General features: G+C 69.0%; 18 protein-coding genes. 4 read left to right on the top strand and 14 right to left on the bottom strand.

From position 1 onward, the window contains the following. Positions 1 to 32: 32 nt before the first annotated feature. From HN031_RS15125 to HN031_RS15105, 5 genes are all read right to left on the bottom strand, one after another. Positions 33 to 785, bottom strand: coding sequence for a response regulator transcription factor (locus HN031_RS15125; RefSeq protein ID WP_172271836.1), 753 nt, complete (start codon positions 783 to 785; stop codon positions 33 to 35). A gap of 64 nt (positions 786 to 849) precedes the next feature. Further along, the gene (locus HN031_RS15120) at positions 850 to 1410 is read right to left on the bottom strand and encodes a DUF5666 domain-containing protein (protein ID WP_172271834.1); all 561 of its coding nucleotides are present in this window, start codon (positions 1408 to 1410) and stop codon (positions 850 to 852) included. Between the two features lie 47 nt (positions 1411 to 1457). After that, positions 1458 to 2804: an ABC transporter permease gene (locus tag HN031_RS15115; protein WP_216652496.1), complete on the bottom strand. Its 1347-nt coding sequence runs from the start codon at positions 2802 to 2804 to the stop codon at positions 1458 to 1460. Then, complete coding sequence (locus HN031_RS15110) at positions 2738 to 3502, bottom strand: ABC transporter ATP-binding protein (RefSeq protein WP_367650818.1); 765 nt, start codon at positions 3500 to 3502, stop codon at positions 2738 to 2740. Before HN031_RS15110 ends, HN031_RS15115 begins: the two co-directional genes overlap by 67 nt. 77 nt (positions 3503 to 3579) lie before the next feature. Further along, positions 3580 to 5229 (bottom strand): biotin/lipoyl-binding protein, encoded by a 1650-nt coding sequence (locus HN031_RS15105; protein ID WP_172271830.1) that lies wholly within the window; start codon positions 5227 to 5229, stop codon positions 3580 to 3582. Between the two features lie 337 nt (positions 5230 to 5566). On the opposite strand from HN031_RS15105, the gene HN031_RS15100 reads away from it, so the two are divergent. Further along, positions 5567 to 6010, top strand: coding sequence for a hypothetical protein (locus HN031_RS15100; protein ID WP_172271828.1), 444 nt, complete (start codon positions 5567 to 5569; stop codon positions 6008 to 6010). A 748-nt stretch (positions 6011 to 6758) separates the two neighbouring features. On the opposite strand, the gene HN031_RS15095 is transcribed toward HN031_RS15100, so the two are convergent. The 7 genes from HN031_RS15095 to HN031_RS15065 form a co-directional block, all read right to left on the bottom strand. Next, positions 6759 to 7619: an ABC transporter permease gene (locus tag HN031_RS15095; protein WP_216652495.1), complete on the bottom strand. Its 861-nt coding sequence runs from the start codon at positions 7617 to 7619 to the stop codon at positions 6759 to 6761. Beyond that, positions 7619 to 8569: an ABC transporter ATP-binding protein gene (locus HN031_RS15090; RefSeq protein ID WP_172271826.1), complete on the bottom strand. Its 951-nt coding sequence runs from the start codon at positions 8567 to 8569 to the stop codon at positions 7619 to 7621. Before HN031_RS15090 ends, HN031_RS15095 begins: the two co-directional genes overlap by 1 nt. A 147-nt stretch (positions 8570 to 8716) precedes the next feature. Beyond that, the gene (locus HN031_RS15085) at positions 8717 to 9391 is read right to left on the bottom strand and encodes a response regulator (RefSeq protein ID WP_367650782.1); all 675 of its coding nucleotides are present in this window, start codon (positions 9389 to 9391) and stop codon (positions 8717 to 8719) included. Beyond that, positions 9388 to 10572 carry a sensor histidine kinase gene (locus tag HN031_RS15080; RefSeq protein ID WP_172271822.1) on the bottom strand — a complete coding sequence of 395 codons (1185 nt, stop codon included), beginning with the start codon at positions 10570 to 10572 and terminating at the stop codon, positions 9388 to 9390. The genes HN031_RS15085 and HN031_RS15080 overlap by 4 nt, the downstream gene beginning before the upstream one ends. Positions 10573 to 10951: 379 nt before the next feature. Beyond that, positions 10952 to 11257 (bottom strand): NAD(P)H-binding protein, encoded by a 306-nt coding sequence (locus HN031_RS15075; RefSeq protein WP_367650781.1) that lies wholly within the window; start codon positions 11255 to 11257, stop codon positions 10952 to 10954. Beyond that, positions 11221 to 11586, bottom strand: coding sequence for an NAD(P)-dependent oxidoreductase (locus tag HN031_RS15070; protein ID WP_172271820.1), 366 nt, complete (start codon positions 11584 to 11586; stop codon positions 11221 to 11223). Before HN031_RS15070 ends, HN031_RS15075 begins: the two co-directional genes overlap by 37 nt. Positions 11587 to 12044: 458 nt before the next feature. After that, positions 12045 to 14126: a family 43 glycosylhydrolase gene (locus tag HN031_RS15065; RefSeq protein WP_172271818.1), complete on the bottom strand. Its 2082-nt coding sequence runs from the start codon at positions 14124 to 14126 to the stop codon at positions 12045 to 12047. Positions 14127 to 14455: 329 nt separating this feature from the next. Here HN031_RS15065 and HN031_RS15060 point away from each other — a divergent pair, with 329 nt between their 5' ends. Then, entirely contained in the window at positions 14456 to 14989 is a 534-nt protein-coding gene (locus HN031_RS15060) for a GNAT family N-acetyltransferase (protein ID WP_172271816.1), read from the top strand. 63 nt (positions 14990 to 15052) lie between these two features. Here HN031_RS15060 and HN031_RS15055 read toward each other — a convergent pair whose 3' ends face one another. Together HN031_RS15055 and HN031_RS15050 are read right to left on the bottom strand one after the other, a co-directional pair. Then, a complete protein-coding gene (locus HN031_RS15055; RefSeq protein WP_172271814.1) occupies positions 15053 to 15379 on the bottom strand; it encodes a hypothetical protein in 327 nt (108 codons plus the stop codon). Positions 15380 to 15480: 101 nt separating this feature from the next. Next, positions 15481 to 16500, bottom strand: a complete 1020-nt coding sequence (locus HN031_RS15050; RefSeq protein WP_301539528.1) for a DUF418 domain-containing protein — start codon at positions 16498 to 16500, stop codon at positions 15481 to 15483. A gap of 282 nt (positions 16501 to 16782) precedes the next feature. Between HN031_RS15050 and HN031_RS15045 the strand changes: the two genes are divergently transcribed. Beyond that, positions 16783 to 17310, top strand: coding sequence for a hypothetical protein (locus tag HN031_RS15045; RefSeq protein ID WP_172271810.1), 528 nt, complete (start codon positions 16783 to 16785; stop codon positions 17308 to 17310). 982 nt (positions 17311 to 18292) lie between these two features. Next, positions 18293 to 19444 carry a PAS domain-containing sensor histidine kinase gene (locus HN031_RS15040; protein ID WP_172271808.1) on the top strand — a complete coding sequence of 384 codons (1152 nt, stop codon included), beginning with the start codon at positions 18293 to 18295 and terminating at the stop codon, positions 19442 to 19444. The last annotated feature ends 471 nt before the right edge of the window (positions 19445 to 19915 follow it).

Genomic DNA, 19915 nt, shown 5'->3' with positions numbered 1-19915 from the left:
TCGTGCAGCCAATGACCGAGGGGGCCAGCGCCTCACGTGGACCTCGGACCAGGGCCCGGACCTGTCGGAGCCGGCAACCGCAACGAGTAGCCGACCCCGCGCACTGTCTGGATGAGGGGCGGGTCGAGGTGGTCGATCTTCTTGCGGAGGTAGCTCACGTAGGACTCCACGATCGATCCGTCGCCGCCGAAGTCGTATGACCACACATGGTCGAGGATCTGTGCCTTCGACACCACCCGACCGGCGTTGATCATCAGGTAGCGCAGCAGTCCGAACTCGGTCCGCGACAGGTGAACGAGCTCGCCCGCACGCCAGACCTGGTGGCGGTCCTCGTCAAGCGTCAGGTCGGCGACACTCATCACCGAATCGGCAACGGCCTCGTCCGGGACCAACGATCTGGTGCGCCGCAGCACCGCCTCGATGCGAGCCACCACTTCATCGAGAGCAAAAGGCTTGGTGACGTAGTCGTCGCCCCCCTGCGTCAGCCCGAGAATCTTGTCGTGCGTCGCGTCCCGAGCGGTGAGGAAGACCACGGCCACCTGCTGACCACTCGCTCGGAGCTGCCGGCAGACCTCGAACCCGTCGATGTCGGGCAGGCCGACGTCGAGCACGACCAGGTCCGGTCTTCGCTGCTCAGCGGCGGCGAGTGCCTCGGCTCCGGTCGAGGCGGTCGTCACGTCGAAGCCCGCGAACCCCAGGCTGCTGCGCAGGAGGTCGGCAATGAACGGCTCGTCGTCGACCACCAGCAGCGTGGCTGCCCGCGGACGATCCGTGGTCGGCGTCATGTCCCCCATTGTGGCCGCCCCGTCGCCACGGCGGTCGAGATCATCATCGTGAGGTCGGGTCAGGTCACTCGGTCTGAGCGACGACTTCGGCGAGGATGGTGCCCGCATCGTCGACGTCGCCTTCGACGGTGACGGTGTCGCCGGGACGCAGGTCGGAGGTGGCACCTGCGGTCAGCTTGCGGACCTTGGTCGTAGGAAGGGTCACGACCTTGACCGTGCTCCCCGTAGCGTCCTCGAGGTAAAGAGTGCCGCCGTCGACGACGGTCACGGTATAGGTCGAGCTCCCCCCGAGGGCGGCAAGCTGGCCGGCGTCAGGTATCGCGCCACCACCGCCGGGCGCGGCGCCGCCAGCCGGGGGCTCGAACCCGTCTGGCAGCTCGATGCCCTCGGGGAGCTCCATGCCCCCCGGGAGGGCAGACGATGTCTGCTCCTGCATCTGCTGAGTGGTGACGATTCCGCCGAGGAAGCCGAGTGCACACACCACCAGTGCAGCCAGGAAGATCTGGGATCGGCGGCTTGCGGGTCGGCGTGGGGACAGCTCGGCTGCCCAGTCCGTCTCTTGTTCGTGGACGTCCTGCTCGGACGCGTCCTGCAGGTCCTCCTCGCGGACGTCGAGCTTGCTCATGGCTTCTTCCTCTTCATCATGTCTGGCGGTCATTGACACATCTCGATCTACTCGTAACGCAGCGCATCGATGGGACGGAGGCCCGCTGCTCGGCTCGCGGGGAAGCTCCCGAAGAACAGTCCGACGAGGACCGAGACGCCGAACGCCAGGGCGATGCTCGACGGCACCAATGTGGGTTGCACCCCGACGATCTCGACGTTGCTTCCGAGCACGCCGGCCACCACACCGACGAGGCCGCCGAGCACCGACAACAGCGTCGCCTCCACGAGGAACTGGGCGAGGATGACGCCCCGGCTGGCGCCGATGGCTTTGCGAATGCCGATCTCTCGCGTTCGCTCGGTGACCGTGACCAGCATGATGTTCGTGATGCCGATGCCTCCCACCAGGAGACTGATCGCAGCAACGGCGCCGAGGAGGACGGTGAACACGTCGCTCGACTCAGTCAGTGCGGACACGATGGTCTCCGAGCTGAGGGTCGACCAGTTGCCCGACTGCCCGTCGGCGAGGTTGTGACGGGCCGCGAGCACTGCAGACGTCTCTTCTTGAGCCGCCTCTACAGAGGCGCTGTCCGTGGCCTGAACCGTGATGCTCGAGATCGACTCATATCCCGCCAGTGACTGCTGGACTGTCGAGATGGGCGCGATGATGGTGTCGTCCGAGTCCTGGAAACCGACGCTTCCCTTGGCGGCGAGCACGCCCACCACGCTGAGTCTCACGCCGTTGCAGGTCACGGACTCACCCACGGGATCGACCTCGTCCGGGTCACCGAAGAGGTTCTCCACAACGGTTCGGCCGATGACCGCGACCGGCTGTGCTTGGTTCACCGCTTCGACGTCGAAGTAGGTGCCGGCAGACACCGGGCTGTTGGACGCCTCGAAGTACGTAGGCCACGTACCGGTGATGCTGACCGAGTGGCTGCTCGCACCGACCGTGCAGTCCACCTGTGCAGTCGCCACCGGTGAGGCGCTCCTGACGTGAGGTGCGGCTCGAGCGTCGTTGAGTGCCCGCGCATCGTCCATCGTGAGGTCCAGACTGGCGATGTCGGTGCCGGTGGACGTCGATTCCTCCTCGCCGCCACCGAAGCCACCGGCCGGTCCGCCCGGACCACCGACAGCCGCGCCGCCACCGGCCCCCGTCCCCGTGACGGTGATGGTGTTGCTTCCCAGAGACTCGATGCTGTCTTCGACCGCGTCGGCGGAGCCTTGGCCAACGGCCACCAGAAGGATGACCGCAGCAACACCGATCAGGATCCCCAGCATGGTCAGCAGGGACCGGACCTTGCTGGCCAGCAACCCCACGACGGCGAACCGGAACACCTCGCGCGGATTCACAGCGACGTCCCGGCCGTCGATCCCGTCGCGGCGCCGCCACAGGCGGACGTAGTAGGCGTCCATGCTTCACGCGTCGGGGGGGCTTCCTCCAGACGGACGTCTTCGATGATCTTCCCGTCACGCATCCGGATCACTCTGCTGGCGCGTTCTGCCACCTCGTCCTCGTGGGTGATGACGACGATGGTCCTTCCGGCGTCATGCACGGCATCTAGGAGGTCGAGGACGTCGGCGGTGGACGTGCTGTCGAGATTGCCCGTGGGCTCGTCAGCCAGGATCAGCGCCGGTTCGCCCGCCAACGCCCGGGCAACAGCGACGCGTTGCTGTTGTCCACCGGAGAGCTCGTTGGGAAGGTGCTTCGCGCGGTCCGCGACCCCGACCTGCGCCAGCGCTGCCAGGGCGCGTTCGCGGCGCTCACGGGGCCGGACGCCGGCATACGCCAACGGGAGCTCCACGTTGGCCAACGCCGAGGTACGGCGGATCAGGTTGAAGGACTGGAAGACGAAGCCGATCAGACGCTTACGGGCGACGGTCAGCTGGGCGTCGTCCATGGCTGACACGTCGAACCCGTTCAGCTCATACCTGCCCGACGTGGGTACGTCCAACAGGCCAAGGATGTTCATCATCGTCGACTTTCCCGAACCCGAAGCGCCCATGATGGCCACGTGCTCGCCGTGGGCGATGTCGAGGCTGACCCCGTCCAGCGCTCGGACCACTGTGGCCGGGTCGTCGCCGTAGACCTTGGCGAGGGACCGCGCCCGGATGACCGGCGCGTGCAGCTCCGCACGCACCGAGCTCACGGCTTCAGGGACACCTGTCTCGACTTCGCCGGCGGAATGGCTCATCCGAGACCACCGCCACCAGGGAGCTCGGGCAGCTCGCCACCGGGGAAACCTGTGAGGCCGCCACCGCCGCTGCTCGCGACCACCAGGTCACCCTCGTCGAGACCGGACAGGATCTCGGTGGTCGAGTCGCCCACGACGCCGGTCTCGACCTCGCGCTGCTCCTCCTCACCGTCGACGAGGACGGTGACGGTGGAGCTCTCCCCCGTGGTCTCGATCGCCGAGGAAGGCACCTGGAGCACATCCTCCGCCTCGGCGAGCACGACGTCCAACGTGGCCGTCTGGCCGACCTTGAGGCGCTCTGGAGGAGCGTTCAAGGTCGCGAACACCTCGTACGTCACGACATTGTCCGTGACCACGGACGTGGGCGCGATGCTGGTCACTTCTGCGTTCGTGCCGCTCGCGACACCCGCGTTGTCGAGCGCCTCGAAGTTGACGCTCGCTCCTCGACCGAGGGACAGCTGGGACACGTCGGCCTCACTGAAGTCCGCCTGCACCTGCAACCCGTCGACGCCGGTCAGCACCACGAACCCGGACGCGTCCACGGACGTCTCCGTCGTGGTGCCGGTGGTCGTCGAGCCGGTGGTAGTCCCCCCGGAGCCGGAACCTCCGACGTACTCACCTACGCTCCCCGAGATCGAGGCGACGATGCCGGCGGCAGGAGCACGGAGAACAGTGTCGGCGACGGCTCGTTGTGCCGTCCGGAGGGTGACTTCGGCGGATGCGACCTGGGCCTGCGCTGACTCGACCTCGCCGTCCGTCGCCGGCTGCGTCTGCTGTCTGGCTGATGCGACCGTGTAGGAGTAGGAGGCTCGTGCCGACCTCAGTGACGACTCGGCCGATCCGACGGACTGCGCCTGTTGCGCGGAGCCCACCGACCGGTTCTGCTCCGCCGTCCGCAACCCGTCCTGCGCACTGTCGACCGATGCTTCGGCGGTGCTCAACGACGTCTCCGCCGAGGTGATCCTCTGCTCGTTCGCCTCGACCGCGCTCTGTGCGTTGCTGCACACGGCGGTTGCGGGTCCTGTGGTCCCGTCGGGGGACGACGCGCACGCGCTCGCCTCGAGCTGCTGAGCCTCCTGCAACGCCGTCCGAGCCGAGGTGAGGGCTCCGCGGGCGTCGGCACGGTCGTCCTGTGCTCGGCTCACGTCCCGTCGCGCCACCCTGACCTGTTCGTCGTACACCCGACGATTGGTACGGGCGACCCGTCTGGAGTCTGCGAGTGCCTGTTCTGCGCTGTCCACCGACGCCCCGGCCTGGCGGACCGACGCGTTGCCGGCAGCCAGGTCCGCATCGGTCGGGCCCTGGGTCAGCTGACGCAGGCCGGCGACTGCCTGGTCGTACGTCGCCTGAGCGCTGTCGCGCTGGTCGATCGCGTCGGTGTTCTCGATCCTGGCCAGGACGTCGCCGGCCTCGACGCGTTCGCCCACCTTGACGGACACCGTTGCGAGCTTCCCTCCGGCGTCGAAGTCGACACCCACGTCGCGGGCGGCGACGACATTGCCCGTAGCGGACACCATCGACACGACGTTGCCGCGCGTCACTTCAGTCGTGGCGGGCGCCGCCGCGCTCTCCTCTTCGTCGAGGAGGAGGTAGGCGCCTCCTGCAGCGGCGATGAGAAGGAGCACCAGCAGGCCGTTGATGATCACTCGCGGGGAGCGCAGGGATGTCGAGAGTCGTTCACGCATGCCGAGCAGCGTGCGCGTCGAACCTGACAACTGCCTGGGAGCCGGCTGGAAGGGACGTGCCAATGCGTGATTCGGCCCAGTGCGTGGTCTCCCAGGCAACTGCCAGCGTGAAGTCAGGTGGCTTCCAGTAGTGGGTGTTTCTCTGGTCGAGCCATCCGGTGTGGCACTCGTGTTCGCTCTCGCGGTGGCCGAGCGCGCACCGGATGGACCACTCGACTGCCACGACGTCATCCACGGAGGACCAATGTCCCATCGCAACCGAGCTCGCGCCCTGTCTCGCGCGAGTGCACTTCTTCTCATGGTCGTCCTCTTCGCAGCCGGGTGCGGGTCCGACAGCGCGAGCACCACCGAGTCAGGCGACGCCAGCTCCTCCGCGAGCTCGCCGGCGGCGTCCGGCGAGACTCCGGAGATCTCCGAGGAGTTCACCGCATGCCTCGAGGAGCAGGGGGTCGAGCTGCCCTCCGAGCAGCCGACTGAGGCACCGTCCGAGGGCACGATGCCCAGTCTCGACCCCGAGATACAGGAGGCGATGCGAGCGTGCGCCAGCCTGGCGCCCTCAGGCGGTCCGGGCGGCGCAGGCGCACCGGAGGTCGACCAGTCCGCCCTGGACGCGTTCGCCGATTGCATGGACGAGAACGGCGTGGAGGTCGAGGCGACGCTCGAGGCCGTCACCGAGCTGGACCAGTCCGAGCAGAAGGTGCGCAAGGCACTCGAGACGTGCTCCGCGTTGATCCAGCCGTAGAAGTCGACGGTGGCGGACAAGCACCACCCACGTGGCGCCCTCGCGGTCGCGTGAGCGGCCGCACTGGCCGGATCCACGGCGCAGACAGGGCCCCGGCGCGACCGCCGGGGCCATCGGGACGAGGCCTCGAGCCTCGAGGACCAGTCGAGCTTGATCGCTCGCTTGATCGTGCCCTTGAGTCAAAGGCGGCCGGTCGCCATGCCCGGCCTGGGCGTGCAGCCGGCCCATCACGAGTTCGGCGGCGCCCTGATAAGCGACGTCTTTGGTGTCGCGGCCAAGGGGCCTCACTCGGATGAGCAGAGACGACCGACGTGGCACCACGGGGGCTTTCCGGTTCTGCTGGCGACTCGCTCGTCGCGAGCTGGCCGTGTAGACGAGCGCCTGCAAGCGGGAGTCGGGTTCCGCGATCTGCGGGGTGTCGTCGAGGTTTCCGTCCATGTCGGACATGCGGCGGGTGGCGTTCATGCACTTCTCCGGCGGGTCCCACAGGGAGTGTTCGACGGCTCGTTCGCCGTCGGTGGTGTGGTGGACGTTGGCCGGCAGCTCCGGTAGCTCCGGTAACTGGTGGCCCCGCGTGCCAAGGGGCTGGGCGCGTTGTCGGCGGGCAGTGGGACCGGGGCTGGCGCCCGCGGTGCGAGCGCCGCAGCCCGCCGCGCGTGTCCATGGGAAACCGGGCGCCGGTCGAGAACGGACACGTGGTCCGCTTCGTCCAACGCCCGGTCCTATGGTCCGTGTGGCGCCGGGCGGCTCAGACGTCGCGTCGCACGGTTGACAAGGTGGCTCCACCCAGGATGACGACCACCCAGGCGGCCAGGACGAGCGCACCGGTGACCGGCCCCAGGACCTGGTCGGTCGAGGCCTGGACGGCGGTGAAGCCGGCAGCGGCGTTGGTGGGCAGTAGCTGCAGGACGCCGTCCCAGCTCTCGGGGAGCAGCGCGCCGGCGAGGGCCGGCACGATCAGGACACCGGCGGCGAGGGTGCCGATGCTGGCGGCGACACTCCGCATCAAGAGCCCGAGTCCCAGGCCGATGAGGGCGACGGCGGTGAGGTAGAGGGCCATGCCGACCAGGGAGCGGATCACCCCGTCATCGCCCAGGCCGACGGTGGCCGCGTCGTTCGCGGCGAGTACGCCCATCCCGAGGCCGAAGGCACCGATGGTGCCGATGGCAGCAGCGGGCAGTACGAGCATGGAGAGCACGCCCGCCTTGGCCACGACGACCGGCCATCGGCGCGGGGTGGCCGCCATGGTGGCGGTGATCATCCTCGACGCGTGCTCACGGGCGCCGGCCAAGGCGCCGAGGACGCCGACCAGGAGGGTGGCGAAGGTGGCGCCGGTGAGGACGGTCGACAGCGGGTCGTCGCCGCCGAATTGCGGGCCGCCGTTGTCGGGGGTGCTCACGGAGCCGCTGGACACGGCGGCGGCGATGGCACCAAAGCCCGCGAGGACGACGACGATCGCGAGCAGGAAGATCCATGTGCCGCGCAGGCTGCGAAGCTTGATCCATTCCGAGCGCATGACGCGGCCCAGGGTGACGGGCTTCGCGATGCCAGGCCGGGGCGGCGAGGCGGGGGACCCGCTCGGGGTGGGGTGTGCGGTCGTGGTGCTCATCAGGCTGCCTCTCCGGGCTGGTCGGTGGACTGGTGGTTGGTCTGCTGGGTCGTGCCGGCGTACTCGACCGCGTCGCGGGTGAGCGCGAGATAGGCGGTCTCCAAGGACGCCGCGGAGCTCGAGAGCTCGTGCAGGGTGACGCCGTGGCGGCTGGCGACCTCGCCGATGGCCGCGGCGTCGAGTCCGCGGACCTCGAAGCGACTGGCCTCGCGCGAGGTGAGGGTGACGCCCTCGCCAGCGAGCAGTCCGGCGAGCCGGGAGGCCTCGGGCGAGGCGACCGCGACGGCGCCGGTGGACGAGCTGTCGATGAAGTCCTGCAGGGGGGTGTCGGCCAGGATGCGGCCGCGGCCGATGATCACCAGATGGTCAGCGACCAGCTGCATCTCGCTCATGAGGTGAGAGGACAGCAGCACGGTGCGGCCCTCGGCGGCGAGCTCGGTGAGCAGGGAGCGGATCCACTGGATCCCGTCGAGGTCGAGGCCGTTCACGGGCTCGTCGAGGATCAGCACGCCGGGGTCGGCCAGCAGTGCCGAAGCGATGCCGAGCCGCTGTCCCATGCCGAGCGAGAACGACCCGGCCGCCCTGCTGGCCACCTCCGAGAGACCGACCGACTCGAGCACGTGGTCGACGCGCCGGGCGCCGATGCCCACTGTGGCTCCGAGGGCCAGCAGGTGGTTGCGTGCGCTGCGGTTGCGGTCGACGGCCTTGGCGTCGAGCAGCGCGCCCAGCTCGCCCATGGGCGCGGCCGCCTCGGCATAGGGGTGGCCGTTGACAAGGGCGGTGCCGGCCGTCGGCCGGTCCAGGCCCAGGATCATCCGCATCGTGGTCGACTTCCCGGCGCCGTTCGGGCCGAGGAAGCCGGTGACGACACCGGGGCGGACGGTGAACGTGACGGCGTCGACAGCCAGCGTCTCGCCATAGGTCTTGGTGAGCTGGTTCAGCTCGATCATGGTGTGCTCCTCCGGGTGGTGGGGTATGACTCCACGCTCCCGTGGCAGGGTCGTGCTCGTCGTCGTCCGGGTGCAGGCTTCTCGGCGTTCTGCACCTGCGGTAGGCCGATGCCTGCTGCCGCTCCGGCGACTTGAGGGCCTGGCCGGTCAGTCGCCGGCGCGGACCAGGCCGGACTGGTAGGCGTGGACGACCAGCTGGGCCCGGTCACGGGCGCCGAGCTTGGCCATCGCCCGGTTGACGTGGGTCTTGGCTGTGAACGGGGAGACGAACAGGCGTCCCGCGATGTCGTCGTTGCTGAGCCCGCGCGCCACCAGGGCGACGACCTCCCGCTCGCGCTCGGTGAGCACGTCGAGGGAGGTGTCGACCGTGTCGCCGTCACGCGGCTGGGAGAGGAAGCGGCCGATCAGGGCGCTGGTGGCGCGCGGCGAAAGGAGCGACTCCCCCGCGGCGACCACGCGGATCGCCGCCACCAGGTCTTCCGGCTCGACGCCCTTGCCGAGGAAGCCGCTCGCCCCCGCACGCAGGGCGGCGACCACGTACTCGTCGGCCTCGAAGGTAGTGAGGACCAGCACCTTGACGTCGGCCAGGTCGGAGTCGCCGGTGATCAGCTCAGTGGCCGAGAGACCGTCCGTGCCGGGCATCCGGATGTCCATGAGGACGACGTCGGGGCGCGCGGCGCGAGCCTGGCGGACGGCGTCCGCTCCGTCGACGGCCTCACCGACGACCTCGAGATCGGGCGCGCTGGCGACCAACCCGACGAAGCCGGCGCGGATCAGCCGCTGGTCGTCGGCGACCAGGACGCGCGTCGTCGCCTCGCTCACGCGGTCACCCCCGCGAGCAGCCGCGCCCGGACGACCCACTCGTCGCCCTCGCGGCCTGCCGTCAAGGTGCCGCCGACCGCCGCTACGCGCTCGCGCATCCCGATCAGCCCGTGCCGGGACCCCTGACTCTCGGTGGACGGCCGCTGCACCGGGTTGCGGACCTCGAGGTGGCAGCCTCCGGCGTCCCACTCGAGCACCAGCCGGGCCTTCCCGCTGCCGTGCCGCAGGGCGTTGGTGAGGCCCTCCTGGACGACGCGGTACGCCGTGAGGTCGGTGGCCGGTGGCAGCTCCAGCGGGGTGCCCGTGGTCTCCCAGGTCACCGACAGCCCCGAGCGGCGGGCCTGCTCGACCAGACCGCCGACGTCCCCGAGGCGCGGGGCGGGGGCGGTATCCAGCTCGTCCTCGGTGGAGCGGAGCAGGCCGAGCAGGCCGGGGACCTCGTCGAGGATGGTCTGGCTGGCCTCGCGCACGTGGCCCATCGCCTCGGCCGCGGCGTCGGGGTCGGCTCGCAGCAGGTGTCGCGCGAGCCCTGCCTGCACGTTGACCACCGCCACGTGGTGGGCCACCACGTCGTGAAGCTCGCGGGCGATCCGCAGCCTCTCCTCGGCGACGCGGCGCTGCGCCTCCTCCTCACGCGTCGCCTCGGCCTGACGGGCCCGCTCGTGGGCGGCGGCGACCATCGCACGCTGGTTGCGCACCGCGATGCCCGACATGGTCGCCAGTCCGCTCCACGGCGTCATGCCGTAGGCCAGAGCATCGATCACGTTGACCGAGCCCAGTCCCAGCAGCGCGACCCCTGGGGCCAACGCGGACACGACCCCGGCTGCGGCGGCCCTCCCAGTCGGGCTGGTGACCGCGACGGTGTAGAGCGCCACGCACGCGGGCAGGAAGGCAGGGGTGGTGCCGCCGGCATCCACGACGGCCACGAGTCCGACTGCCGTCGTGAGCAGCCACACCGCCCACGGAGCCTGTCGTCGCAGGACGATCAGCAGGCTACCGACGGTGAGGCTGATGAGGGCCACCGTGGTGAGCTCGAGGTCGACGTCGGCGGCGTCGGGGCGCGCGGCGTACGGGATCAGAGCGGTGACGTTGACCAGCAGCGCGAATGCGGCGTCCGACGTCGTCGGGTGCCGCCGAAGCCAGTCGCGGCAGCCGGCCACCTGGGACGCGCCGCGACTCATGCCGCGACTCTAGGCGGACGGTGCCGATGCGGCATACAGCAGGCGCAGTACGCGCGGTCGGCCTCCCCGGCGGTGGGGGTCAGGAGGGGAAGGTCGATCCTCGACCGGCCGTCACGACAGACGAGTCGAACGGCGGGTGCCCCTGACCCCTCCCCCGCACACAGTTCGCGGGGCGATGCTCTCCCCGGCGTGGCTGTGCCACGCTCCCCGCGACGTCCGGCTACGGGACCCGGCGACGGACCGGAGCTCGCCTGCCAGCCCAGGATCGACCTCATCGAGGACGACGACGCAGCCATCGCGGTCGTCTCCGTGATCCCTCCGGGCGGCAGGGATCCCGGACCACCCGGCCGCTCAGCGACCACATCGGTTGCAGGGCGGTTCACGTCGCAGTGGCGAAGAACGGCGCCTGCCGGACGTAGGACCCCTGATCGATGACGTCGGCCACGAAGGCTGCGAGATCGGCTCGGACCACCGGGGTCGACCGCGTGGAGCGGTGTGCGAAGTGCTCCAGCCTCCCTGTCGCCGCCCCGTCGACCAGGCGCGGCGGGCGGACGAGCGTCCAGTCCAGGTTGCTGGCGGCGTAGACCTCGTACTCGGCCGGCTTGTCCTTGATGACGTCGCCACCGAAGGTCTGGATCGCCTTCGAGATCATCCGGGCGGACAACGACTTCTGGTCACCCGACACGTCGATGCCCGCACCGCTGACGCCGACGAAGCGACGTACTCCGGCGCGCGCTGCATGGCCCCGACCAGCGCCGTGGCGGTGTCGGTGTGGAGCGATGCTTCCTTGGCGGTCGGCCTCAACGCCGACACGACGGCGTCGGCTCCGGTGACCAGACGCTCGCGGTCGGCCGCGCTGCGGCTGTCACCACGCACGACGTCGACGCGTTGCGCCACGTCGCCCAGCCGCGCCGGGTCCCGGACGAGCGCGACCACGGTGTGGCCTCGCCGGAGCAGCTCTCCGACCAGAGGGCGGCCGGTGCGGCCGGTGGCACCCAGGACGGCGATCCGCATGATGTCTCCTTCAGTCACTACGAGGACCGAGGGGTGGGCCTCGGCGAGCGAGCCAACCGGGGGCTACCAGCCGCCTTACCGAGTCCTCATGAGTGTCGCCTCTGGACCCACGTCCTACATCGGTGCGCAGATCAAGGTCCGCGTCACGCCCTCAACGCAACCCGTACCGGCCGCTCTTGCCCGCCACGCCACCGTGCAGGACGGGGGCCGGGTGTTAGCTCAGGTGCGTTGCGTCGACGGCTACGTCAAGGCAGTCAGAATGCGCGTACACAGCGTGGCGTGACCCGCCAATGGGCATCCGGACATCGGCAGATCCGGGCGTCCCGCACGCCGTCGCGCGACTGGTCTCTCCGATGCTCAGGGGCGGCGAGGCTGGCCGAGATCCGCCGGGGTGTCGCCTACGACAGCTACACCGATCGCTGCCCGGGAGCGGGGCCCGCGGGGGCCCCTGCGTCGTCTCAGTCGGCCAGGGACCAGGTGCGCACGTAGTCGAAGCGGGCGGTGAGGTCTTCCGGTCCGCCCATCGACACCAGGCCGATCTGCGGGTCTGGGCCGAGCTCGCTGTGGGTCCAGGCCCCGCCGCGCACCCAGCGGACACCGTCCTGGCTGGTGTACGCCGTGAACCGGTCCGCGCCGTCGCTGCCGGCGCCCGCCTCGCGGACGATCCGCAGCCACGTCTCGTCGCCCGGGGCGCCCACGACGGTGTTGCCGTAACGCGGCTGTCCGGCCGGAGCGCTCGGGACCTCCTTGGCGAACTCGGTCTGCCGGGTCTCCCACAGGGACGCGTGGGTGAGCTTGAGGAACGCGTCGTCGGAGCCGTAGACCACCAGGCCCGCCTGCACGAAGTTGTAGCAGTCCAGGCCATCGGCGCCCGCCTCCGGGGGACAACCCTCCGGCGGGACGTCGAAGGCGACCTTGGTCTCCACCACGTAGTCCCCGGGCGGTGCCGGTCGCGTCAGCACCGAGGCTGTGTTGCTGTCGACGTACAGGTCCGCGTCCTGCACGTCGAAGGCGAACCTCCCGCTCTCCAGCCGCGCCGACGCCGCGTCGCCGCGCACCCACTGCCAGCCGGCGAGCTCCTGAGCGTCGAACTCGTCGGAGTACTGCGCCAGCAGCGCGCCGGGGACGTGCGGCGGGACGGGGTCCGGCGTGTACGTCGACACCTGGCCGTCCTGCGCCGCGGGCGCCGGCATGGGCTCGTCAGAGGCCCAGCGACCGGCCCGCACCATCGGCCAGCCGCCCTCCCAGTCCACGGGGTCCAGCAGCGCCGGCCTCTTGGTGAAGCTCGTGGTGCCCGCGAAGTACGGCTGGAACCGGTCGACCGCGTGGTAGGCCATCCACCACTGCCCCGCCGCGTCCTGGAACGTGGAGTTGTGCCCGGTGCCGACCCAGCGATTGCCGTTCATGCTCAACGCGGGCGTGCCCCCGACCCGGCCGGCGAGCAGCGAATTGCCCTCGCGGTCGAGGAACGGTCCCATCGGGCTCGCCGAGCGCGCCGCGAGCACGCTGTAGCCGGTCAGCGGGCCGTTGCAGCAGTTCGTCGCGGAGCCGAAGTAGTAGTACCAGTCGCCGTACCTGACGACGTTGCTGCCCTCGTAGCGGTTGCCGATCACGATCTGCCGGCCGGCCGGGCCGCGCAACTGCGCGGCTGCGGCGCGCTGCTGCTGGACCGGGTCGAGCTTCGGCTTCTCATCGGTGCCGGCGGCGATGGAGCGTTCCGGGCCCGTGGTGACCATGCCGTTGCCGGTCAGCGTCACCGCCTGCGCGAACACACCGCCGTAGTAGCTGCCGTAGTAGAGGACGCTGCGCGAGCCCACGCTGTCACCGAGCACGTCGGGGTCGTACGTCCAGTAGAAGTCGCACCCGGGGCCGGCGCGCCGGGGGTCGACCAGCGGCTTCTCGCTGACCTTCCACGGCCCGGTGGGGTTGCGGCTGACCGCGACGCCGAGGGCGCTGTCACCGCCGCAGCCCGCCTCGCCGCTCACCTCGGTGGTCGTGTCGGTGACCACGAAGGTCAGGTAGTAGCGCTTCTTGGTCTTCGAGTAGACCAGGTCCGGCGCCCACATGGCGGCCTCCGGCGCCGCCCAGGACGGCTTCTGAGGCAGGGCGTCGCCGACGTACTCCCAGCTGACGAGGTCCGTGCTCCGCAGCATCGGGATCGGGTGGAACACCGGCGAGCCGTCCGCGGTCTCGGAGTCATTGAGGGGGTCGGTCGTGCAGTACATGAACCACGTGCCGCGGTCCCTCCCCTGTCCCCGCAGCACGACAGGATCGGCGCAGTTGTCCACGGAGCCACCAGAAGCAATTGTCGGCGCTAGCGGGTTCTGGTACGAGCCGGGCTCGGCCGGCGCAGACACCTGGGCCGCGGTCAGCGTCGGCGCCGACGCTAGCGGGTTCTGGTACGAGCCGGGCTCGGCCGGCGCAGACACCTGGGCCGCGGTCAGCGTCGGCGCCGTCGACGCCGGTGGCGCGAAGGAGACCAGGAGCGACGTCAGGACGAGGGGGGCGACGGCGTGCGCCAGCCGCGAGATCCGAGTCATCCTGTCAGCATGCGGTCCACCTACAACGTTGTAAAGAGCGCCATCGCCGACGCACTCGAATGCTTCGCGTCCGGCAACCGCATCGCCCAGCGAAACAACCGGCGCCACGAGCGAGCACTCGGACCACAGCACGCGAGTCACGATCGGATTTTGCAAACTGTGTGACGGCGGCTCCGTGATCGAACACGACCGCATCTGCCGCGTTGAGGGCGGCTACGCTCGCCCGGATCTGCCGCGATCCGATCGACCGGATCTGCCGATGACCGGATGTGCCGACGACCTTGTTGAAAGATGTGTAGCGACACGGGCAACACAGACTTGGGGGGCGCATGCTGGAACTGGTGGTGCCGTCACCGAGCTTCCGCGAGTCCTGGCTTGAGTCCAGAGACGAGTGGGGCAAGGGCGTTCCTCAGTCCAACTCTGGTCTGACTGTTATTGACACGGTTGACTCTGTTGAGGGCTTCCGTGTCTGGACAGAGCGCCTGCGCGCTGAGGCAGATCATGGGGTGCCGTCGCCGACGGGACGTGTGCACGCGACCAACTTGTGGGTCGTTGAGGACGGAGCGTATGCAGGGGCCATCCAGGTGCGGCACTACTTGAATGACGCTCTGCAAGAAACCGCAGCACACATCGGCTACGGGATTCGTCCCTCCGCTCGTGGGCGCGGGATCGCGACGTGGGCTTTGCGCGAGGCCCTTCCCATCGCGCGTGAACTCGGACTGGATCGGGTGCTGGTCACATGCGACAGCGCCAACGTAGCTTCCAGGAGGGTCATCGAGCGGAACGGCGGGGCGCTGGAGGACGAGCGTCCGACTTCCCGTAGGTCGGAGCGCCGCTATTCGATTTTGCTCGGCGGCCGATAGGGAGGCTCCTTCTCGCACCATCTCAAACGCCCGGATCTGCCGATGTGCGGACGGCTCCCGAGTTCAGTCGATGTAGTCCTCAAGAGCGAGGGCTACGTCCAAGCGCCACCGCTCCTGAACCCTTTCGATTGCGTCCGAGACGTCGTCCGAGGTCTGAACTGCGCCATGGAGCAGGTTCGGCGGGGGTGTCGACTCGACATCACACTCTGAGCGCAAGTGTGACCAGTCCATCTCCAGAAGCCGCGTCTGGACTTCGTCAACCATGTCGGACAGGCGCTCTCGCTCGGCGGCGAGTAAGGCATCAACGCCCCGTCGAAACTCGCCGGTCATGACGTCAGCCGGGTCTGGCAACCCGACGGTATGAAGCACGCCGTTGCTGTCCACCCACATGGGCCAGAGTCTGGCAGGCACGACGGCCGAGTGTCCGGATCTGCCGCGATGAGCGCCCAGTTCTGCCGATCGGCCAGCACGAGGCACTCGTAGACGCAACCTCACTCGACCGGCTTCATCCTGGCATCGTTGATGAGCCCTGGTGGGGTGGGTCTGCTGACACGGCGCATGAGGGCCTCGATGGGGCCGCTTCCCCGCCACGTGCGCCACGGACCAGCCACTAGCGCGAGAACGGCCAAGTAGCCGGCTGCGACGCCTGTAGCTGTTCCAAGGTCCCAGTCAGCTGTGCGGGCCAGCACAGTGAACAGCAGCGCGTGGCCTACGTAGGCCGTCAGCGGCATACCGCCGGCTGCGACTAGAGGCGACCACCAACCCGCCTTGCGCGGCACGATCCGAAGACACAATGCAAGAACGACAACGGAAAGTCCCATGGTCGATACGAGCGCCGCCGCTGGCTCGACGCGACCCTCGACCTCAGTGATGTCCCACGCACCCGTGTGGGCAAGAAAGGCCAGTGCTGGCAGGGCCATGAGTGCGCCGACGGCGCCCAACCTGACCAGGTACGCATCGTTCGTAAGGTCTGCTCGACCGATGACTAGCCCGATGCAGAGCAGGGGGACCATTTCCCCGACGAGAAGCAGGACGTTGGTCAAGGTGTCGTCTGCGAACGGACTAGCTGCCAAGCGCAGGACACCTGCTGCGGCCACGACCGCCGCGATGGCCAACAAGGACCGACTGTCGAGCCGCATTAGCAGCACCGCAACGACGAACAAGACGCCGTAGAACACGAGAATCAGATCGCCCCAGCCAACTAACGCGAGCCCGGTTCCGAGCAGCGCGAGGAACAGCGCCCGACGCAGAAGCACCCCTGCACCGGCCCCCTGACGGCGGGACATGAGAGCGACCCCCACACCGGCGAGTAGGAAGAAGAGCAACCGTGCTCGGTTCGTGGCGATGCTCTGGGAGATCTCCAGCCAGAGCGCCGCCGAACCCGCCGCGTCCTGCGCTAGGACATCGCGTGCATGCACCAGGACCATTCCGGCAACGGCGAGGAAACGAGCCATGTCGAGGCCAGGGAGGCGGCTGAGGCTGGGAGTGCTGCCTGGTGGCGGGTTGACCATTCATCAACGGTGGGCGATGGACCGACACCTGACCATCGGGATCTCCCCTGACTCAGCCACGAGAACCCGTGATCAAAGCCCCTAGGTCCCAAGACCCGAGTCATCCGCTCATGCCGCGGTGAGTGCGCAGAAGTAATGACGTGCTGGTCGAGGCCCAGCCGTGGTGGAAACGCAAGTCTGGGCCGCTACCAAGGCCTATGCTTCCGAGCGATGGTCGTCCCCTTTCCACCTCCGTTGACATCGGTCCCCGAGCCGGTCCCAACGCGGTGGTCACGACGCCGCGTGGTGACCACGATGTTGATGGCCGCTGTCGCGGTCGCCCTCGGCGCGGCCGGATGGTGGGGCGCTCACCCACCGCAGATCCTTGCTGGTGGCTACGGTTTCGAGTCCTCCCGAGACCCTGGTCAGACTTTCTGGACCTCGCTAGTCCACTCCCAGTCCGATGGCGCCGAGGAGGTGGTCATCACCGGGCTCGCACCGCGCATCCAGACGGACACCTCTGGCGCAGCCGTGGACTACCTGATCTGCGTGCTGAACACGGAGGTGCTGGCAGACGAGGGCGTAGGAGGCTTCATGTTCGGGGGACGAGACCGCGATGTCGACCACTACTGCTCAAGGACTCGCCCAGCCATCGGGTCGACACTGCACCTGCGCGCCGACCCTCCGGAAGAGATCATCGTCGGCATCACCCCAACCCGACATGGCCGCATCGTGATTGCCGACCACCGCATCGCTTACACGGTCGGATGGCAACGCGGTCATGCCACGATCAACGTCTCGACGAAACTAAGGTCGCCCCAGCAACCGTGAGAGCCCGGGGCAGGTGCGACGCCCGGATGCAAGATGGTGCATACGCGACACCGACGAGTCGAACAACCGGATCTACCGCGATGGGAGTGCGCGGATCTGCCGACATGCGTGCGCCACCTCGTCCGTTCTCTGTCCCGTCTCTCGTGGGACAGGTAGCCCCATATGAGCGCAGGAGGCGGGCGGTTGACCGCTTTCTCGGATGCGCGCACGCTGATGCTTGAAGCAGGAGGTATGCCGTTTGAAGAGCGTCTTGTGCCGTGTCGGCAAGCACGACTGGTCTGACAGGACCAACGATGATGGCGAGCGTTACCGCGAGTGCCGTCGTTGTGGGGCGATCAAGGACGACGAGTTGCCACCTGATGTCGGCTCGGCTGCCATCGTCACCGGTGGCGGATGAGCGCGCGGTGGTAACCGCCCCGATCTGCCGCGATGAGTGAGCTCGAAGGGGTGCGTCACTTCGCCGCCTGCCGGCGGAGTTCACAACGTCCGCTCAAGGCGAGACTGAATCGTCGACGGGGGCGAGGGCGACCACCGGGCCGGCCTCCGACACCGATGGGCGGACGGTGGTCCAGCTGCGTGCAGAGGCGACGAAGCAAGGGGCTTCGGGCTACTACCGTATGTCGAAGGCGCAGCTGGTCGCCGCACTCGACTGACCGGGCTCGGCTCGGACGGGTCACACGCGTCGGGCCGCACCCCGGTACGCCAACGGCGGAGCATCGGCCCGTCGTCCGGACACGCAGCGTCTCGGCCAACGCGCTCGGCCGTACGTGCGACAGGCGCCGCCGCGCAGTCGCGGTTCCAGAGGGTCTGGCACGGAACTCGGGTAAGCACCGCCGGAGGACCGCGAACGCCGGACGCAGCCGTGCTGTCTGGCTCCATGGTCATCGTGCGATCTTTCCTGCGCCGGGACCGCACGAATCGAGGGGATGAATCTGGGTACGTTCTGCAGTCCGCCCAATCGAGCAAGAACAGGCCTAGTCCAGTGACTTCTTTCCCCCATTCCTCGTCGAGCACCGACGAGGCCTGGGAGACCCGCGAGCTGGCCCAGTTGCGCGGAACCGTCTATGCGTTCCGCGTTGACGCCGACGGCACGCCGTCATTCCCTTTCGTATCTCAGGCCTGCACTGACCTCTACGGCTTCACCGCCGAGGAGGCCATGGCGGACGTCACCCTGATGCACCAAGCCGTGCACAGCCACGATCAACGGCGCTTCAACGAAGCGGGCCAGCACTCTCTGCGCACCCTGCAGCCCATGCGGTGGGAGGGCCGCATCATGCGAACCGACGGTCGCGAGGTGGCCGTCGTCGTCAACTCTCAGCCCCGGCGCGACGAAGCTGGCAACACCGAATGGGTTGGCGTCGTCACCCAACAAGCCGACTCCGCGATCGCTCCCACCACGGCATCTTCCCGGGACGCCGCCCTCTCCGACGTCCAATCAGACGCGATAGCCATGCTGGGTCACGACGTCGCCGGACCGCTGACGGTCATCGTCGCTTCAGCGGAATTCGCGCTCGATGAACTGACCGAGACGTCACCTCGACCGTCCGCGCACGTGGACGGGACCGCTCTGGAACGTCGGCTCCGGACAATCCTGAAGCAGGCGCAGCGGCTCAGCGATCTCCGCGACGACCTCCTCGCCACCGCAGCCGCAGACGCGCACGTCATTCGAGCCGAACCGGTCACGGCAGACGTGCTGCCCTACCTCCGCGCAGCGGCAGACGTCGAGGGGACGGCCGCCAAGCTGGTCGTCGATTGCCCCAGTGACCTGTACTGCCGGGTACAGCCCAGCCACCTCACACAGATGCTCACCAACCTCGTCGGTAACGCGCTGCGGTACGCCGCCAGCGAGGTGACGCTCACCGCATCCCCAGCAGGTAGTCGTGTGCTCATCACCGTCCGAGATGACGGACCGGGAGTGCCCCCTGAGGTCACCGCGCGCCTATTCCGACGGTTCAGCCACGCCGGGATGAGCGCCCGGCCCCCGGGCGCCGGATCCGGGCTCGGTCTCTACATCGTCCGCACCCTCGCCACGGCCAACCAAGGGACGGTGCTCTACACGCCGGGCAAGCAGGGGGCAAGATTCACGATTGCCCTGCCGGGTGCTCGACCATTCAGCGGAGACTCGTCAAGCTGAAACAGCCGTACTGACGGTGTGAACGCCAGACCGAGGTCCGATGTGCGGCGAACGAGATCGCCACGAAGCCATCGATCCCAACCCCAGCACGGCCGGGCGCGTGACCGGCCGCCCGTGCATCGCGCTGGTGGTGGCGGCTCGGGGAGCCGCTGCTCTGGACCCCCCGAGCCTCGCCAAGCGAGCGTCCATGGCCGGCCGAGTGACTTGATGGTGTCGTACCCGCAAGCGCCCGAACCATCCCCACCGAGGCGTGACTCACGTCCGCACCGACGCTGAGACGCGGCGCGTGCGCTCCACCGCTTTCCACCGCAAGGTGATCGAGACCGCCGCCGACACCAGCGACCAACGGTCGCTGCCGACCGGTTGCAGCACGACCTGGGTGACGGTCCCCTGATCTCGACGAGGTCTGGGAACACCCCGCCCTCTGGGGCCGGGCGCCGCCCCGGGCGGGGGGCGGGGGGGGGGGGCGCG

Origin of the sequence: Nocardioides sp. zg-1308, assembly GCF_013155375.1 — a bacterium.
GTDB classification, from domain to species: Bacteria; Actinomycetota; Actinomycetes; order Propionibacteriales; family Nocardioidaceae; genus Nocardioides; species Nocardioides renjunii.
The sequence above is the reverse complement of the archived record's forward strand: the minus strand, read 5'-3'. Positions and strand labels throughout refer to the sequence as shown.

What these genes read in the sequence shown, in the direction of transcription:
- HN031_RS15070 (WP_172271820.1), bottom strand. Translation starts at nt 11,586, where the DNA reads ATGCGGATCGCCGTCCTGGGTGCCACCGGCCGCACCGGCCGCCCTCTG.
- HN031_RS15095 (WP_216652495.1), bottom strand. Translation starts at nt 7,619, where the DNA reads ATGAGCACCACGACCGCACACCCCACCCCGAGCGGGTCCCCCGCCTCG.
- HN031_RS15060 (WP_172271816.1), top strand. Translation starts at nt 14,456, where the DNA reads ATGCTGGAACTGGTGGTGCCGTCACCGAGCTTCCGCGAGTCCTGGCTT.
- HN031_RS15090 (WP_172271826.1), bottom strand. Translation starts at nt 8,569, where the DNA reads ATGATCGAGCTGAACCAGCTCACCAAGACCTATGGCGAGACGCTGGCT.
- HN031_RS15080 (WP_172271822.1), bottom strand. Translation starts at nt 10,572, where the DNA reads ATGAGTCGCGGCGCGTCCCAGGTGGCCGGCTGCCGCGACTGGCTTCGG.
- HN031_RS15120 (WP_172271834.1), bottom strand. Translation starts at nt 1,410, where the DNA reads ATGAGCAAGCTCGACGTCCGCGAGGAGGACCTGCAGGACGCGTCCGAG.
- HN031_RS15100 (WP_172271828.1), top strand. Translation starts at nt 5,567, where the DNA reads ATGGTCGTCCTCTTCGCAGCCGGGTGCGGGTCCGACAGCGCGAGCACC.
- HN031_RS15115 (WP_216652496.1), bottom strand. Translation starts at nt 2,804, where the DNA reads ATGGACGCCTACTACGTCCGCCTGTGGCGGCGCCGCGACGGGATCGAC.
- HN031_RS15055 (WP_172271814.1), bottom strand. Translation starts at nt 15,379, where the DNA reads ATGTGGGTGGACAGCAACGGCGTGCTTCATACCGTCGGGTTGCCAGAC.
- HN031_RS15125 (WP_172271836.1), bottom strand. Translation starts at nt 785, where the DNA reads ATGACGCCGACCACGGATCGTCCGCGGGCAGCCACGCTGCTGGTGGTC.
- HN031_RS15065 (WP_172271818.1), bottom strand. Translation starts at nt 14,126, where the DNA reads ATGACTCGGATCTCGCGGCTGGCGCACGCCGTCGCCCCCCTCGTCCTG.
- HN031_RS15050 (WP_301539528.1), bottom strand. Translation starts at nt 16,500, where the DNA reads ATGGTCAACCCGCCACCAGGCAGCACTCCCAGCCTCAGCCGCCTCCCT.